The sequence below is a fragment of the Mesorhizobium sp. M0998 genome (assembly GCF_040318885.1).
Lineage (GTDB): Bacteria > Pseudomonadota > Alphaproteobacteria > Rhizobiales > Rhizobiaceae > Mesorhizobium.
This window is the reverse complement of the sequence record NZ_JAMYND010000037.1, coordinates 22102-37594: the sequence shown is the minus strand read 5'-3', so window position 1 is coordinate 37594 and position 15493 is coordinate 22102. Positions and strand designations below refer to the sequence as shown.

The following is a 15493-nucleotide window of genomic DNA, read 5'->3' as shown; positions in this document are numbered from 1 at the left end:
CTGAGGATCTATGGATACGACTGTTATACGATGATGGAGCGAGCCGTCTTCTGCAACATGGACGATTTAGTTTTGCTAATCTAGTTTTAGATTGAGCCGAGATGCCTGCCGGGGCGCCCCCCCTCTGGCCTGCCGGCCATCTCCCCCTCAGGTGGGGAGATCGGCTAGTCGCAAGCGCCGGCGCTGCCCCTCATCCGCCCTTCGGGCACCTTCTCCCCGTGAACGGGGCGAAGGAAAGCAGTGCCTTACGCAAACGCCCCATGACAATGCTTGTATTTTTTCCCTGACCCGCACGGGCAAGCCTCGTTGCGGCCGACCTTGCCCCAGGTCGCCGGGTTCTTCGGGTCACGGTCTTCGGGGGCGACAATGGCGTTGGTCTCCTGGCGGACCAGCACGGCCGTCTCGCCGCCTTCGAAATCGTCCTCGCCGGTAAAGCCGTCGATATGGCTGCCGAACATGTCGGGCGCTTCGGGCGGCGGCGCATCGGCCGCCTGGCGGACCAGTTCGACGCGCATCAGTTGCGCGGTGACGGCCTGGCGCAGATTGCCCAGCATCGCCTGGAACAGCTCGAACGCTTCGCCCTTGTACTCCTGCAGCGGATCGCGCTGCGCATAGCCGCGGAAGCCGACGACCGAGCGCAGATGGTCGAGATTGACGATGTGCTCGCGCCACAGATGGTCGAGCGTCTGCAGCACCACCGAGCGCTCGACATAGGTCATCACGTCGGGGCCGAAACGCTCGGCGCGCTCCTTGGCGGCGGCCTCGGCGGCCTGGCTGATGCGCTCGCGGATGTCGTCCTCGGCGATGCCCTCTTCCTTGACCCAGTCCTCGACCGGCAAATCGAGGTTGAGGAATTCGGCGATCTCGGCCTTGAGGCCGGCGACGTTCCACTGCTCGGCATAGGCATTTTCGGGAATGTTCTTGGCGACGATCTCCTCGATGACGCCTTCGCGCATCTCGGTGATGGTCTCGGACAGGCCCTCGCCGTCCATCAGCTCGATGCGCTGCTCGAACACCACCTTGCGCTGGTCGTTCGAGACGTCATCGTATTTCAAGAGGTTCTTGCGGATGTCGAAGTTGCGCGCCTCGACCTTCTTCTGCGCCTTTTCCAGCGCCTTGTTGATCCACGGATGGATGATCGCCTCGTCTTCCTTGAGGCCGAGCTTCTGCAGCATGCCGTCCATGCGCTCGGAACCGAAGATCCGCATCAGGTCGTCCTGCAGCGACAGGAAGAATTTCGACCGGCCGGGATCGCCCTGGCGGCCCGAGCGGCCGCGCAACTGGTTGTCGATGCGGCGCGATTCATGGCGTTCGGTGGCCAGCACGTAGAGGCCGCCGGCGGCGAGTGCCTTTTCCTTCAGCCGGGCGATGTCGTCGCGGATTTCCTTTTCCCTGGCTTCGCGCTCGGGGCCGGCCGGCATGTCGCCAAGCTCCTCGGCGATGCGCATGTCGGCATTGCCGCCGAGCTGGATGTCGGTGCCGCGGCCGGCCATGTTGGTGGCGATGGTGATGGCGCCGGGCTTGCCGGCCTGGGCGACGATCGCCGCCTCGCGCTCGTGGTGGCGGGCGTTCAGCACCTCGAAATCCTTGAAACCTTCCTTGCGCAGGCGTTCGGCCAGCTGCTCGGACTTCTCGATGGAAGTCGTGCCGACCAGCGTCGGCTGGCCCTTGGCGCGGGCTTCCTTGATCTCCTTGACGATCGCCTTGTATTTCTCCTCGACCGTCCGGTAGACCTCGTCGTCTTCGTCAATGCGGATGACCGGCAGGTTGGTCGGGATCTCGGTGACGTCGAGATTGTAGATGTTGGCGAATTCCTCGGCCTCGGTCAGCGCCGTGCCGGTCATGCCGGCGAGCTTCTTGTAGAGGCGGAAATAGTTCTGGAAGGTGACCGAGGCGAGCGTCTGGTTCTCCGGCTGGATCGCCACATGCTCCTTGGCTTCGAGCGCCTGGTGCAGGCCCTCCGAATAGCGGCGGCCGGGCATCATGCGGCCGGTGAACTCGTCGATGATGACGATCTCGCCGTTGCGCACGATATAGTCCTTGTCCCGCTGGAACAGCCGGTGCGCCTTCAGCGCGTTGTTGACGTGGTGGACGATGGCGACGTTCTCGACGTCGTAGAGCGACTCGCCCTTGAGCAGACCCGCATCGCGCAGCATGTTCTCCAGCTTCTCGGTGCCTTCCTCGGTGAAGATCGAGGTCTTCTGCTTCTCGTCGATCTCGTAGTCCTGCGGCTGCAGCTGGATGATGAAGGTGTCGATGGTGTTGTACATTTCCGAACGGTCCTCGAGCGGACCGGAAATGATCAGCGGCGTGCGCGCTTCGTCGACCAGGATGGAATCGACCTCGTCGACGATGGCGTAGCTGTGGCCGCGCTGCACCATCTGGGCGCGCTCGTATTTCATGTTGTCGCGCAGATAGTCGAAGCCGAGCTCGTTGTTGGTGGCGTAGGTGACATCGGCGGCGTAGGCGACGCGGCGCTCCTCGTCGGACAGGCCGTGGACGATGACGCCGACCTTGAGGCCGAGGAATTTGTAGACGCGGCCCATCCATTCGGAGTCGCGCGTGGCCAGGTAGTCGTTGACGGTGACGACATGGACGCCGTTGCCGGCGAGCGCGTTGAGGTAGACCGGCAACGTCGCCACCAGCGTCTTGCCTTCGCCGGTGCGCATCTCGGCGATGCCGCCATTGTGCAGCACCATGCCGCCGATCAGCTGCACGTCGAACGGCCGCATGCCGAGCACGCGGCGGGCGGCCTCACGCACGGTGGCGAAGGCCGGCACCAGGAGGTCGTCGAGACTGGCGCCGTTGGCGATGTCCTGGCGGAACTTGTCCGTGCGGGCCTGAAGCTCGGCGTCGGAAAGCGCCTGCATCTCGTTTTCCATGGCATTGATCGCCTCGACGCGCGGCCGGGTCGATTTGACCCGACGATCGTTGGAGGAGCCGAAAACCTTACGGGCGAGACCGCCGAGACTGACCATCCAATGGCCCTTTCGATAGCATTCCAAGTCATTGCGACGGGCGCCGGCTGGCCCCATCAACTCCACGTGAACGCGGACAAACGCAAAAAGCGCCCGGAAAACGGTTCTGGACGCAAAGTCGTTGGACAGATAAGAGGGGGCTCATTCGATGTCAACGCCGCGCTCGCCCTGTCGACCGCGCCAAATTCCGCCACAATCTTGCTGGTCTGGAAGCCATTCCGCTCTAGCTATCCCGCTTTGGAGATAATCGTAATGTCAGTATTGTTCCGCCGCGCGTCGCTCGCCAGCCTTGGTCTGGCATTCGGGCTATCGGCCCTCTCGCTGTCGCCGCTGATGGCACAGGAGGCCGCCCCTGCCCAGCCGGCAGCACCCGCTCCGGCGGCCAAGCCGGTCGATCCGAACGCCGTGGTCGCCACCATCAACGGCCAGACGCTGACCGAGGCAGACCTTGGGCTTGCCGAGGGCGAGCTGTCACAACAGTTCGCGCAGCTTCCGCCCGAGCAGCGCCGCGCCGCGGCGCTGTCGGCGGCGATCGAAATCCGCGTGATGGCGGCCCAGGCGGTGACCACCGGCCTCGACAAGGATCCCGACTTCCAGCGCCGCATGGCCTTCCTGCAGCAGCGCGCGCTGCATGGCGAAATGGTCGAGAAGGGCGTCGTCGACAAGGTTACCGATGCCGAGGTCCGCGCCCGCTACGACCAGGAAATCGCCAACACGCCGCCCAGCAATGAGGTGCACGCCCGTCACATCCTCGTGAAGACGAAGGAAGAGGCAGACGCCATCATCAAGCAGCTCGACGGCGGCGCCGACTTCCAGAAGCTTGCCAACGAGCACACCAGCGATCCGAGCGGCAAGACCAGCGGCGGCGATCTCGGCTGGTTCGGACCTGGCCAGATGGTGCCGGAATTCGACAAGGCGGTGTTTGCGCTGGCGGTCGGCAAATATACCGACCAGCCGGTGCAGTCGCAGTTCGGCTGGCACGTCATCAAGGTCGAGGACAAGCGCACCAAGCAGCCGCCGGCGTTCGACCAGGTCAAGGACCAGGCGCGCCAGGCGGTCATCCGCGACAAGTATTTCGCGCTGGTCAAGTCGCTGCGCGCCAACGCCAAGGTCGACATCCCCGATGCGAACCTGAAGAAGACGGTCGACGCGCTGGAAAGCGCCAAATAGGCCAGACTGGGCTACGACAGGGCGCGCTGCCGCCCTGTCGCTTCTATTTGGCAGGGCGAGCGATGATGCGTCGACGCCGCCGCCGGACCGCCGTGGCGTGGTCGGCATCGTCAGCGACTATGCCTTTCAAAACATAGCCGACCGCCCTGCGCAGCGTCGCTTCGTCCTCATCCAGGCGGTTCGTCAGAAGATGCGTCCAGGCGAACGAGGCAATCAGGTCGGCGACGACAGTGGCATCGACGTCGGCAGCTATTTCTCCCCTTGCCTTGGCGCGTTCGACCATCTGGCCGGTGTGGACACGACGCCCTCTTGCGTATTCGGCGAGGGCGGCGGCGGCTTTTTCGTCCGACTGCGCCTCGGCAATCAGCGATCTGAACACGCTGCCCGACGACGTGTCGCGCCAATGCGCGAACAAGCTCTTCAGAAAGCCGACGAGATCCTCCGCAAGGTTCCCGGTATCGGGATTGTCGACGCGCTTTTGCCGTTGATAAACGTCGAGCAGCAAGGCGGCCTTGCTTGGCCACCAGCGATAGATCGTCGGTTTTCCGGCGCGTGCGCGGCGCGCCACCGCCTCGATCGAGAAGCCGGAATAGCCAGCTTCGACCAGTACCGCCTCGGCGGCATCGAGAATGGCATCGGCGCTTTCCGGGCTGCGCCGTGCGCCAGCCGACTTGCGCCCGGGATCGGTGATTTCGCCCATCTCTTCTTCCTTACGCGCGATTTCGCAGCCATCATATACAACTCTTGACGAAACGGAACGATCCGTTTTATATGTAACGGAACGTTCCGTAACGATAAGGAGAGTTTGATGAACTCGACCGCCGTGACCCGCTTTTCGCGCCTGCGCTTCGCCCTGCTGGTGCTGCTCGGCGTCTATCCGCTGATCACTGCCATTTTGTACGTGGTTTTTCCGCTGACGCAGGAATGGCAAATCTGGCAGCGCACGCTGGTCATCGCGCCGCTGATGGTCTCGATCATGATCTGGGGGCTGATTCCGGGCGTGCAGCGGGCGTTTCGCGGGTTCATCAACCCAGCGGTCCGCTGATGTTCATTCCAGCGCTTGCGACGTCTCCGAGGCAACGCGCCACGCGCCGTCGGCCAGCACGAGTTCCAGCGTCACCCGCGCCTTGCCGGTCAGGCGCTGCGCCGATTTGTCTTTCGGCACATAGTCGTAGCGCATGGCGAAAACCACGTCGGCACGGTCCTGGCCGTGCGGCGTCACCTCAAGGCTGCCGGGCTCGAGGCCGAACGACCACGATGCCCATTGCGCGAACCAGTCCGTCTTGACCTTGACGATCGCCTCGCTGTCGTAGCGCGTGCCGTAGATGGTGGCCGACGCACCGTAAAGCCGCTTGACGGTTTCGCGCATCCTCTTGGCATCCAGCGCCAGATAGTCCTGGCGCAGAAACTGCTCGATGGCGCTCTTGTCGCCGACGGAGCGCTCGAGCGCTGCGACCTCAGACGCGGGAGCCGGGCTGACGGCCGGTTTCGTTTGCCGGGCAGTGTCTCCGCCCGGAACGAATTCGAAACGCTCGAGCAGCGACCCCTGCTCCCAGGGACGCTGCGCCTCGCGCGTTGCGGAAACGACGTCGCGGCGCACCGCGATCATCATGTCGTTGATGCTTTGTCCGGGCTCGGCCATATGCCGCAAAAGTGCCGCCGCAAAGGGCGAGTTGCGCCCCGTCCCGTCCATTGCGACGGCGCCGGGCGCAGTCGAGAAGGCGATGAATGAGCCGCGTGTCGACTCGAACTGGGCGAGGCCGGCGAGAGCCGTCGCCGAGCGCGTGATGGTGCTGCGGCTGAGGCTTCGGGCAAACGGGTTGTTGCGGCAGGCATCGAGGAAGACCAGGCTGACCTTGGTCTGCTGCTCCATGATGTCGAGAACCTCGTCGATCGGCACCGCCTCGAGCTGCAGCTTGACCGGCATGTCCAGCCGGGCGTCGACCGGCACGATGAAGTTGCGCCCGTCGACCTGCAGGCCGTGGCCGGCATAGTAGAACAGCCCGGCACCGGCGCCTTGCAGCGCATCGGAGAATTCGCCGATCTTGCGTTCGAGCTCGCGCTTGCCGAGATCGTTGCCTTCGATCACCTCGAAGCCGATGGCGCGCAGCTTGTCGGCGATGTCGAGCGCATCGTTGACGGGATTGGCCAGCGTGCCGGCTTCGGCGTAGCTGCCGTTGCCGACCACAAGCGCCACGCGCCGCGCCGTCTGCGCATCGGCGCGCAGCAGCAGAAAGCCCAGAAACGCCAGTGCCAAGACCACAAGCCTGCCCATGGGGCAGGATCATAGCGCTATCGGTCGCAGCGACGCCAACAAATTTGCAACAGCCTGCTTGCTGCATGAGGCGGTGTCAGGCTTCCGGCACCCGTAACGGCTGTGAAACGCCTTGCGCCAGCGCGTGCTATCGGGCAAACCGGCGTTCCTTTCGCGATTTTTCCCGCCCGGGGTCTTCCATGTCCACACAGGTTTCGCCGCTCGCGCCGAAGAAATATCCCAAGATGCCGGTGATCGAGGGCGTGCGCATCGCCACCGCCGAGGCCGGCATAAAATACAAGAACCGCACCGACTTGCTGGCCATGGTGTTCGACGCCGGCACCACCGTCGCCGGCGTGTTCACCAGGTCGAAATGCCCTTCGGCGCCGGTCGATTTCTGCCGGCAGAATCTCGTGGCTGGCAAGGCACGCGTGCTGGTGGTCAATTCCGGCAATGCCAATGCCTTTACCGGCCAGAAGGGCCGCGCCTCGACGGCACTCACGGGCGAGGTGGCGGCGAAAGCGGCCGATTGCACAGCGGGCGAGGTATTCCTGGCCTCGACCGGCGTGATCGGCGAACCGCTCGACGCCGGCAAGTTCAGCCATCTGCTGGCCGGGCTGGTCAAGGACGGCAAGCCGGAATTGTGGACCGAAGCCGCCAAGGCGATCATGACTACCGACACCTATCCCAAACTGGCGACCGCGACGGTCAAGCTCGGCGATGCCGACGTCACCATCAACGGTATCGCCAAGGGCGCCGGGATGATCGCGCCCGACATGGCGACGATGCTTTCCTTCATCGCCACCGATGCGCCGATCGCAGCACCGGTGCTGCAGGACCTCCTGTCGCGCGGCACGGCCAAGACCTTCAACGCGGTTACCGTCGACAGCGACACCTCGACCAGCGACACGCTGCTGATGTTCGCCACGGGTGCTGCCGCCAGGCGCGGCGCGCCGGCAATTTCCGACCCCAAGGATGCGCGCCTCGGCGCCTTCCGCCGTGCCCTCGGCAAGGTGCTGAAATCGCTGGCACTGCAGGTGGTGCGCGACGGCGAGGGCGCCCGCAAGCAGGTCGAGGTCACCGTCACCGGGGCCAAATCGGCCCGCTCGGCCAAGCGCATCGCGCTGTCGATCGCCAATTCGCCGCTGGTCAAGACGGCAGTCGCCGGCGAGGACGCCAATTGGGGCCGCGTCGTCATGGCCGTCGGCAAGGCCGGCGAACCGGCCGACCGCGACCTTCTGTCGATCTGGTTCGGCGATAACCGCCTGGCCTATCAGGGCGAGCGCGACGCCGCTTATTCCGAGGAGGCGACTTCGGCGTATATGAAGCGCGACGAGATCCGCATCCGCGCCGACATCGGCATCGGCCGCGGCAAGGCGACGGTGTGGACCTGCGATCTCACCAAGGAATATGTCGCCATAAACGGCGATTATCGGAGCTGATGGCGTTGGCTTCCAGACATCCGGCAAGCGTGTTGGCGATCGTGCGCCGCTATGAGGCGGCCGGCTTTCGCGCCTGGCCGGCGGCCGCCGTCCATTATGACGGCACCTGGGTGGTGCGGCTGACGGCCGGCCACCCGGCCAAGCGGCTGAACTCGGTCAATCCGCTCGATCCGGGCGACATCCAGCACATTGCCGAGCGCATCGGTCGCGCCAGCCGCCGCTTCGACGCCTATGGCAGGCCGCTGACCTTTCGCATCTCACCGCTGTCGGGGCCTGATCTTTCGAAGTACCTCGACAGCGAAGGCTGGAGTACGTTCGCGGAGTCGCTGGTCATGCGGCTGCCGCTGGCGGACGCCGCGCTCGACGATGCCATGGACCAGATTCCGTTGAAGGACATCAGCCGTTTCATCGGCGCGGCGCTCAAGGTGAGCGGCTCGGATGTGTCGCTGCGTCCGGGCCTGTCGGAGATCATCGGCGCCATCCAGCCGGAGGCCGGGCTGTTTGCGCTGGAGGCCGGCAGCGAACCGCTGGCAACGTTGATCTGCGTGCATGACGGCGACCTTGCCGGCCTGTTCGAGATCGCCACTGACAGGTCGGTGCGCAACCAGGGCCATGGCCGCCATCTCATCCGGTCGGCGCTGAAATGGGCGCGGCTGCGCGGGGCGCGGGAAGCCTGGCTGCAGGTCGAGGCGGACAACGCGCCGGCGCTGGCGCTCTACCGTTCGCTCGGATTCGACGAAGTCTATCGCTATCGCTATCGCCGGCCACCCGGCGCATGAGCGGCTTGGATACGATCGGCAAACGCCTGCTCCTGGTCGCGGCCTGCGCGCTGGTCGATGCCGACGGGCGCGTGCTTTTGGCGCAGCGGCCCGAAGGCAAGCAACTCGCCGGCCTGTGGGAGTTTCCGGGCGGCAAGGTCGAGCCCGGTGAGACGCCGGAACAATGCCTGATCCGCGAATTGTACGAGGAGATCGGCATCGAAACCGACATCCCTTGCCTGGCGCCACTCACCTTCGCCAGCCATTCCTACGATGATTTTCACCTGCTGATGCCGCTGTTCGTCTGCCGTCGGTTCCGCGGCATTGCCCAACCGAAGGAAGGCCAGGTGCTGAAATGGGTGCGGCCGCGCCAGATGCGCGATTTTCCAATGCCGCCGGCCGATGCCCCGCTGATCCAGTTCCTCATCGATCTGCTGTAGCGGCCGACCTGCCGTAAATCGGGCAGCGCCGCAACGCGCCGGCAGCAGCGTTAATGAAAGATTTATCTGACCGTGAAAAATTGACGCTAGGCGGTTTCGCCGATTCCACCGCTGGGGAGCGATTTGCATGAGCCTTGAAAAGGACTGGGACTGGCCTTGGCCCGACCGCCTTCCTGGCGCCGCCAATGCCGGCATGGGAATATTGCGCATCGCCCTCTTGTTCGGCTCGGCCGCGGTGGCTCTGGCCTTGATCGCGACGCCCTACCTCGACAGCCGGACCCGCTCGCAGTTTGCCCGCGACGGGCTTGATACGATGAGCACCGGCTCGATCGGCCAGCGCGACAGCTATACGCTACGCAAGAGCGTGCTGCAGCCGCTGCCCAGTTCGGTCTGCGTTATACGGGCCGATGGCAGAAGCAGCGGCGACTGCTGACTCCTCAACAGATCTCCAGGATTCGGCTGGTTCCTAGAATGCAGCTGGTTCCTAGAATGCAGATGGTTCACCGCGCGTTAAGCCTGTCGCATTAACCTTTCTTAACGGGTCGGCGCTAGGTTCAGGCAAGAGGGATGGCGCCCATGAAAATCTTGCTGCAACGATTTTTAGAAGACGAGAGGGGTGCGACGGCTATCGAATATGGTTTGATCGTCGCCGTGCTGTCGCTTGCCATTGTCGCTGGTATTGGCCAGGCTGCCGGCGCCATCCAGTGGTTGTTCAGCGACAACAGCAGCAAGCTTGCCAACGCTTTTGCACAGTGACCCCGCTAGCTTTTGCGTGGAATACGCTTGGCTTTTGCGCAAGGATGCGCTCAGGGGCCGCCGGGGTTTTCCAGGATTGTCTTCAGCGATATTTTTGCGGAGCCCGGCTTCAGCGGCTTTTGCTGAGAGGCATCGGGCGCCCAGCCTGACATCCAGACCACCGAGAAACTCGCCCTGACGCGGCCATCGGCATCCGAAAACCGCTCCGCATAGATTTCGGCGGCGCGCGCGAACAGCGCTCGCGTGCCCGGCCGCCTGCTGCGGTCGACAAGCGCGCTGGTCTCGCCCATGGCGCGCAGGTCGGCGACCAGGCCAAATAGCGAATCGTAGCGCACCGTGATCGTCTCGACGTCGGCAACCGGCAGTGCCAGGCCGGCGCGCTGCAGCAGCGCGCCGGCGTCGCGGACGTCGGTGAACGGGATCACACGCGGGCTGGCGCCGCCATAGAGTTCGGTCTCGGCGGCAATCAGGCTTTCGCGCAGTTCGGAGAGCGTGCCTGTGCCGGCGAAGGCGCCGAGGAAAAGCCCGTCCGGCTTCAGCGCCCGGCGGACCTGCACCAGCATGCCGGGAATGTCGTTCATCGCCTGCAGCGACAGCAGCGACACTGCGAGGTCGAGGCTTTCCGGCTCGAATGGCACGGTTTCCAACGGCGCCAACAGTCCTGGCTGGCCACCCAGGAAAGCGGCGTCGGCCTCGACGCGCACGTTTTCCGTCACCTTGCCGCTTTCGGCGAGCACCTCTGCTGCAGCCGGCGTCTGGCAAAACAACGAGGCCGCCTTGCCGAACCTGCGTTCGACGGCGCCGAGCCGGTCGGCAAGATCCTCGGCCGCCCGCCGCATGAGGAAATCCGCGCCGGCGATGGGACGGGTCAGTGCCCGGCGCTTGCGCGCCAGCCAGAGCGAGGTGTCAATTACAGGCTGCAATGGGCAGGTCCTTGTGCTTCGCTCTCTGATATAGTGATGCGGAGGACCAACCACATGGCCGATCCCATGCCAGAGATCAAGCGTATTGCGATCAAGAGCATTGCCCGCAAGGCAGTGGGCTGGCCAGCGCGCCTCTTGTTCCCGCCGGTCTGTGCCGGCTGCCGCCGCCATGTCTCGCAGCCCGGCGTGTTGTGCGGCGCCTGCTGGCCGAAACTCAGGTTGCTGGAACGGCCATGGTGCCCGGTGATGGGCACGCCGTTCACCCACAGTATGGGTGAAGGGTTCCTTTCGGCGGAGGCGATAGCCGACCCGCCGCCGTTCGAGCGCGCGCGGGCGGCGGTCGCCTATTCCGGCGTTGCCCGCCAGATGGTGCAAGGGCTGAAATACCAGGACCGCACCGATCTGGCGCCGTGGATGGCGCGCTGGATGCTTCGCGCCGGTGCCGAGCTCATCGCCGAGGCCGACGTGGTCGTGCCGGTGCCGCTGCACTGGCGGCGTTTCTTCCGACGGCAGTTCAACCAGTCGGCGGAACTGGCGCGGGCGGTGGCGCAGCTCGGGGAGCGGCCTTTCGCGCCATCAGCCATCAGGCGCGTCAAACTCACGCGCCAGCAGGTCGGGCTTGAGCGGCGGGAACGCGAGGAAAATGTTCGCGCCGCATTCAAAGTGCCTGATGAGGCGGAGATCGAAATCACCGGCCGCCGGGTGCTGCTGATCGACGACGTCTACACCACCGGCGCCACCGTCCGCGCGGTCGCCAAGGCGTTGAAGAAGGGCGGCGCCGGCGCGGTCGACGTACTGACCTTTGCGCGTGTGCTGCCGGGGGACTTTCGGGCCGACGAATCGGCGCCTATATAGCCTAGGAACGAGGCAGGATTGCTGACCGATGGTCGATGTGACGATCTACACGCGGATGATGTGCGGCTATTGCACCGCGGCCAAGCGGCTGCTCGACAGGAAGGGTGTGACCTACACCGAGCACGACGCCTCGTTCTCGCCGGAGCTGCGCCAGGAGATGATCTCCCGCGCTCACGGCCGTTCCACCTTTCCGCAGATATTCATCGGCGACACGCATGTCGGCGGCTCTGACGATCTCCACGAATTGGAGGCGGAAGGACGGCTGGACAAATTGCTCGCCAACGGCTCGGCCAGATAAGGACATGACGATGGGTGGTTTCAAGGCGGCGGCGATCCAGATGCGTTCGGGAACCAGCCCGGAGCGCAATGCGGTCGATCTGGAACGGCTGGTGCGCGAGGCAGCAGGCCTTGGCGCGACCTATATCCAGACGCCGGAAATGACCGGCGCGCTGATCCGCGACAGCCAGGCGCGGGCCGCTTCCTTCACCTCCGAAGACAAGGACATCGTCGTCTCGACGTCGCGGCGGCTGGCCAGCGAGCTCGGCATTTTCCTGCATATCGGCTCGACCGCCATTCTGCGCGCCGACGGCAAGCTTGCCAACCGCGCCCTTCTGTTCGGGCCGGACGGCGCCAGGATTGCCACCTACGACAAGATCCACATGTTCGACGTCGATCTCGACAATGGCGAGAGCTGGCGCGAATCCGCCGCCTATGAGCCTGGCACCGAGGCCGTCGTCGCCGAAGTCAATGGCGCGAAGCTCGGCTTTGCCGTCTGCTACGATCTGCGCTTTCCGCAGCTGTTCCGTGCCGAGGCGCTGGCCGGCGCCGATCTGCTTACGGTGCCCGCCGCCTTCACCCGCCAGACCGGCGAAGCGCATTGGCATGTGCTGCTCAGGGCGCGCGCTATCGAGAACGGCGCCTATGTGGTTGCCGCCGCGCAGGGCGGCGTGCACGAGGACGGCCGCGAAACCTATGGCCATTCGCTGATCGTCGATCCCTGGGGCCGCATCGTCGCCGAAGCTGCGCATGACGAGCCGGCGGTGATCGTCGCCGAGATCGACCCGGCGCAGTCAGTCGCCGCGCGCAAAAAGATACCGAATCTCAAAAACGCACGCGATTTTGCCGTAAACGCCGGTTCGGCGGAGGCAATGCCGCTGAGGGGTGCCGCCTCTTGATCCGCTTTTCCCTGATCTGCGAGCACGAGCACGAGTTCGAGGCCTGGTTCCGCAGCAACGACGATTTCGACACCCAGAAGAGGCGCGGTTTCGTCGATTGCCCGGCCTGCGGCTCGCACAAGGTCGACAAGGCGCTGATGGCGCCTGCCGTCTCCACCGGGCGCAAGCGCGAAAGCATCGCGCTGGCCATGGGCGAGGCGCAGAAGCAGGCGCTGGCGCAGCTCAAGGCGCTGGCCGACAAGGTGCGCGAGAATGCCGACTATGTCGGCGACAAATTCGCCGAGGAAGCGCGCAAGATCCATTTCGGCGAAAGCGATCCGCGCGGTATCTATGGCGAGGCGACGCTGGACGAGGCCAAGAGCCTCGCCGAAGACGGTGTCGAGTTCATGCCTATTCCAAGCTTCCCCGACGACCGCAACTGATCCGTCAACTTGCTCCAGACATAGCGAGGCATCTCTCCGCCAGGCAGAGCCATGATCTGAAGGTCGGCGCCGTCGTCGGTGACAGGCGACCGGCTGCGTCGTGGAGCCATGCCGCCGCCCCCTGCACAAGCGTCCGCAATTTCAGGCCGAGCAGCAAGGATGGGGCTCGCGGGTAATCGTTTCGCTGCTTCTTTCATGCTCACTGCCTGACGGGCTTGCTTCACTTGACGGAGTTGCTTCCGCATAGGCTGCAAACTGGCGTTCAAGCGCCTTGACTGCACTGCTGCGCCAGCCCTCCGCCAGGGATTCCGACATGGGATCGGGGAAGATTTCCTCTTCGCCGTTCTCCACTCCGTCCAGGATCGCCCGCGCGACAGACTCCGGAGAGGCTTTCGCGATGTCCAGGCCCCGTGTCATGTCCGTGTCCACCGGGCCGGGAAGGACCCTGTGGACGCTGACACCCCGTCCGGCCAAAAGGGTGCGCAACGACTGCGACAGCGAGAACGAGGCCGCCTTCGAGATGGAGTAAGCCGGACTGAACGGCACGGCGGCAATCGAGGCCAGCGACAGAATGTTGACGATGGCTCCCCGCGACCGGGCGAGCAACGGCAGCAGAGCCTGGGTAACGTCGTACGAGCCGAAGAGGTTTACGGCGAGCTGTTGTTCGAGCACACGACGGTCGCTGAGGTCATCGATGGGCGATACGCCGGCGTTGTTGATGAGGATATCGAGAGCATCGATCTTCTCGACGGCCTCCCGGATCTGCGCAGCGTTGGTCACATCCATGGTCAGGGACGTCACACGCCGGTCCGGATGAGCCATCGGTTGGCGGGTTGCGGCATAGACGCGCTTTACGCCTCTGCTCAGGGCTTCCTCGACCAGTGCCCGACCGATGCCCCGATTGGCGCCAGTCACCAGGATGGTTGTACCTTCGATCTTCATTGCGTCTCTCCTAATGCTTATCGTTGTGTTCGAGCGTTGGCGCGCCGCAACTCAGGTTGGCTACAGTCGCCGTTGTCGATACGACTGGTTGGTGAGATGGACTTAGCGCCGGGCATCGAAGCCATGGGAGTGACAAGTGTGACGGGATTCCGATGGACTCGCTGATCACGGCCGCGGCGCATGCGCTTGCGACGGGCGATCCGCTCGGCGCCTTGAAGCGGGTTGCGCTGCGCGACGATGCGCCGGCGCTGGCGTTGCGCGGTATCGCGATGGCGCAGCTTGGCGACCTGGTTCGGGCGAAGGTTCTTCTCAAGAGGGCGGCGCGCGCATTCAGCCCGAGGGAGGCCGTGGCCCGCGCGCGGTGTATCGTCGCCGAGGCCGAGATCGCGCTCGTCTCGCGCGACCTTACCTGGCCGGCCAAGGCACTCGACGCCGCACGGGCGACGCTCGAAAAGCATGGCGACCGCGTCAACGCCGCGCATGCGCGCAACCTCGACGTTCGGCGCCTGCTGCTGATCGGCCATCTCGACGAAGCCGAGCGCAGGCTGGACGGCTTCGATCCGTCGCCGCTGCCGCCGGCATCGCGGGCCGCCCACGAGCTGGCTGTCGCCGGCATCGCCATCCGCCGCTTGCGGACCGGTCCTGCGCGCGCCGCGCTCGGCCTGGCGGCGCGGGCGGCGCGCGCGGCGGGCATCCCCGCGCTGATCGCGGAGGTGGAGAGCGCATCGCTGGTGCTGGACACGCCGGCCGCGCGCCTTGTCGCGCGTGGCGGGGAACGGCCCCTCCTGCTCGATGAAGTCGAAGCGCTCCTGGCGTCGGGGGCGCTCGTGGTGGATGCATGCCGCAATGTCGTGCGTGTCGCAGACACCGTCGTCTCGCTGGCGACCCGCCCGGTGCTGTTCGCGCTGGCCCGCGCGCTGGCCGAAGCCTGGCCGGGGGACGTGGCAAGAGCGACGCTCATTGCGCGCGCTTTCCGCGGAAAGGACGCGGACGAATCACATCGCGCACGATTGCGCGTCGAAGTCGGGCGGCTTCGCGCGGAGCTTCGGAGCTTGGCGGATGTGAGCGCGACGAAGCGGGGCTTTGCGCTGGCCCCGCGCCGCGCAGGTGAGGTCGTCGTGCTGGCGCCACCCGTCGAAGAAGAGCATGCCGCCGTGCTCGCCTTCCTCGCGGACGGCGAGTCTTGGTCGAGTTCGGCCCTGGCGATTGCGCTTGGAGCCAGTTCGCGTACCGTGCAGCGAGCGCTCGAGCAGCTCGCCCAGGCCGGCAAGGTGCAGTCGTTCGGCCGCGGACGGGCGCGTCGCTGGATGACCCCGCCGCTGACGGGTTTCCCGACAATCTTGTTACTCCCCGGCCCACTGCCGGGCTACTAGGATGG

At 65.1% G+C, this 15493-nt stretch carries 17 protein-coding genes; 12 read left to right on the top strand and 5 right to left on the bottom strand.

Annotation, left to right across the window (positions count from 1 at the left end; genetic code table 11):
• Window positions 1–245 precede the first annotated feature (245 nt).
• The gene (gene secA, locus NKH59_RS26715) at window positions 246–2978 is read right to left on the bottom strand and encodes a preprotein translocase subunit SecA (protein WP_353023527.1); all 2733 of its coding nucleotides are present in this window, start codon (window positions 2976–2978) and stop codon (window positions 246–248) included.
• Window positions 2979–3230: 252 nt separating this feature from the next.
• Between secA and NKH59_RS26710 the strand changes: the two genes are divergently transcribed.
• Window positions 3231–4148 carry a peptidylprolyl isomerase gene (locus tag NKH59_RS26710; protein ID WP_352542474.1) on the top strand — a complete coding sequence of 306 codons (918 nt, stop codon included), beginning with the start codon at window positions 3231–3233 and terminating at the stop codon, window positions 4146–4148.
• Between the two features lie 43 nt (window positions 4149–4191).
• Here the strand turns inward: NKH59_RS26710 and NKH59_RS26705 are convergent, their stop codons facing one another.
• The gene (locus tag NKH59_RS26705) at window positions 4192–4848 is read right to left on the bottom strand and encodes a TetR/AcrR family transcriptional regulator (protein ID WP_352542475.1); all 657 of its coding nucleotides are present in this window, start codon (window positions 4846–4848) and stop codon (window positions 4192–4194) included.
• A 108-nt stretch (window positions 4849–4956) separates the two neighbouring features.
• On the opposite strand from NKH59_RS26705, the gene NKH59_RS26700 reads away from it, so the two are divergent.
• A complete protein-coding gene (locus tag NKH59_RS26700) occupies window positions 4957–5193 on the top strand; it encodes a putative antibiotic biosynthesis monooxygenase (protein ID WP_352471336.1) in 237 nt (78 codons plus the stop codon).
• Between the two features lie 3 nt (window positions 5194–5196).
• Here NKH59_RS26700 and NKH59_RS26695 read toward each other — a convergent pair whose 3' ends face one another.
• Window positions 5197–6423 (bottom strand): caspase family protein, encoded by a 1227-nt coding sequence (locus NKH59_RS26695; protein ID WP_352542476.1) that lies wholly within the window; start codon window positions 6421–6423, stop codon window positions 5197–5199.
• A 179-nt stretch (window positions 6424–6602) separates the two neighbouring features.
• Between NKH59_RS26695 and argJ the strand changes: the two genes are divergently transcribed.
• From argJ to NKH59_RS26670, 5 genes are all read left to right on the top strand, one after another.
• A complete protein-coding gene (argJ, locus tag NKH59_RS26690; RefSeq protein WP_352471333.1) occupies window positions 6603–7844 on the top strand; it encodes a bifunctional glutamate N-acetyltransferase/amino-acid acetyltransferase ArgJ in 1242 nt (413 codons plus the stop codon).
• Window positions 7844–8623, top strand: coding sequence for a GNAT family N-acetyltransferase (locus NKH59_RS26685; protein ID WP_352471332.1), 780 nt, complete (start codon window positions 7844–7846; stop codon window positions 8621–8623). Before argJ ends, NKH59_RS26685 begins: the two co-directional genes overlap by 1 nt.
• Window positions 8620–9042, top strand: coding sequence for a (deoxy)nucleoside triphosphate pyrophosphohydrolase (locus NKH59_RS26680; RefSeq protein ID WP_023677979.1), 423 nt, complete (start codon window positions 8620–8622; stop codon window positions 9040–9042). The genes NKH59_RS26685 and NKH59_RS26680 overlap by 4 nt, the downstream gene beginning before the upstream one ends.
• A 127-nt stretch (window positions 9043–9169) precedes the next feature.
• A complete protein-coding gene (locus NKH59_RS26675) occupies window positions 9170–9475 on the top strand; it encodes a hypothetical protein (protein ID WP_352542477.1) in 306 nt (101 codons plus the stop codon).
• Window positions 9476–9618: 143 nt separating this feature from the next.
• Window positions 9619–9798 carry a Flp family type IVb pilin gene (locus NKH59_RS26670; protein ID WP_352453066.1) on the top strand — a complete coding sequence of 60 codons (180 nt, stop codon included), beginning with the start codon at window positions 9619–9621 and terminating at the stop codon, window positions 9796–9798.
• 50 nt (window positions 9799–9848) lie between these two features.
• Here the strand turns inward: NKH59_RS26670 and NKH59_RS26665 are convergent, their stop codons facing one another.
• Window positions 9849–10721, bottom strand: coding sequence for a methyltransferase domain-containing protein (locus NKH59_RS26665; protein ID WP_352542478.1), 873 nt, complete (start codon window positions 10719–10721; stop codon window positions 9849–9851).
• Between the two features lie 54 nt (window positions 10722–10775).
• Here NKH59_RS26665 and NKH59_RS26660 point away from each other — a divergent pair, with 54 nt between their 5' ends.
• The 4 genes from NKH59_RS26660 to NKH59_RS26645 are packed head-to-tail and all read left to right on the top strand — an operon-like array spanning window position 10776 to window position 13173.
• A complete protein-coding gene (locus tag NKH59_RS26660) occupies window positions 10776–11576 on the top strand; it encodes a ComF family protein (RefSeq protein ID WP_353023525.1) in 801 nt (266 codons plus the stop codon).
• A gap of 28 nt (window positions 11577–11604) precedes the next feature.
• On the top strand, window positions 11605–11874 hold the full coding sequence (gene grxC / locus NKH59_RS26655) for a glutaredoxin 3 (RefSeq protein ID WP_352491813.1): 270 nt from the start codon (window positions 11605–11607) through the stop codon (window positions 11872–11874).
• 10 nt (window positions 11875–11884) lie between these two features.
• Window positions 11885–12751 (top strand): carbon-nitrogen hydrolase family protein, encoded by an 867-nt coding sequence (locus NKH59_RS26650; RefSeq protein ID WP_352503211.1) that lies wholly within the window; start codon window positions 11885–11887, stop codon window positions 12749–12751.
• A complete protein-coding gene (locus tag NKH59_RS26645) occupies window positions 12748–13173 on the top strand; it encodes a DUF1178 family protein (protein WP_352471325.1) in 426 nt (141 codons plus the stop codon). The genes NKH59_RS26650 and NKH59_RS26645 overlap by 4 nt, the downstream gene beginning before the upstream one ends.
• Window positions 13174–13314: 141 nt before the next feature.
• On the opposite strand, the gene NKH59_RS26640 is transcribed toward NKH59_RS26645, so the two are convergent.
• Window positions 13315–14115 (bottom strand): SDR family NAD(P)-dependent oxidoreductase, encoded by an 801-nt coding sequence (locus NKH59_RS26640; RefSeq protein WP_352542480.1) that lies wholly within the window; start codon window positions 14113–14115, stop codon window positions 13315–13317.
• Window positions 14116–14267: 152 nt separating this feature from the next.
• Here NKH59_RS26640 and NKH59_RS26635 point away from each other — a divergent pair, with 152 nt between their 5' ends.
• A complete protein-coding gene (locus NKH59_RS26635; RefSeq protein WP_352471322.1) occupies window positions 14268–15488 on the top strand; it encodes a helix-turn-helix domain-containing protein in 1221 nt (406 codons plus the stop codon).
• The last annotated feature ends 5 nt before the right edge of the window (window positions 15489–15493 follow it).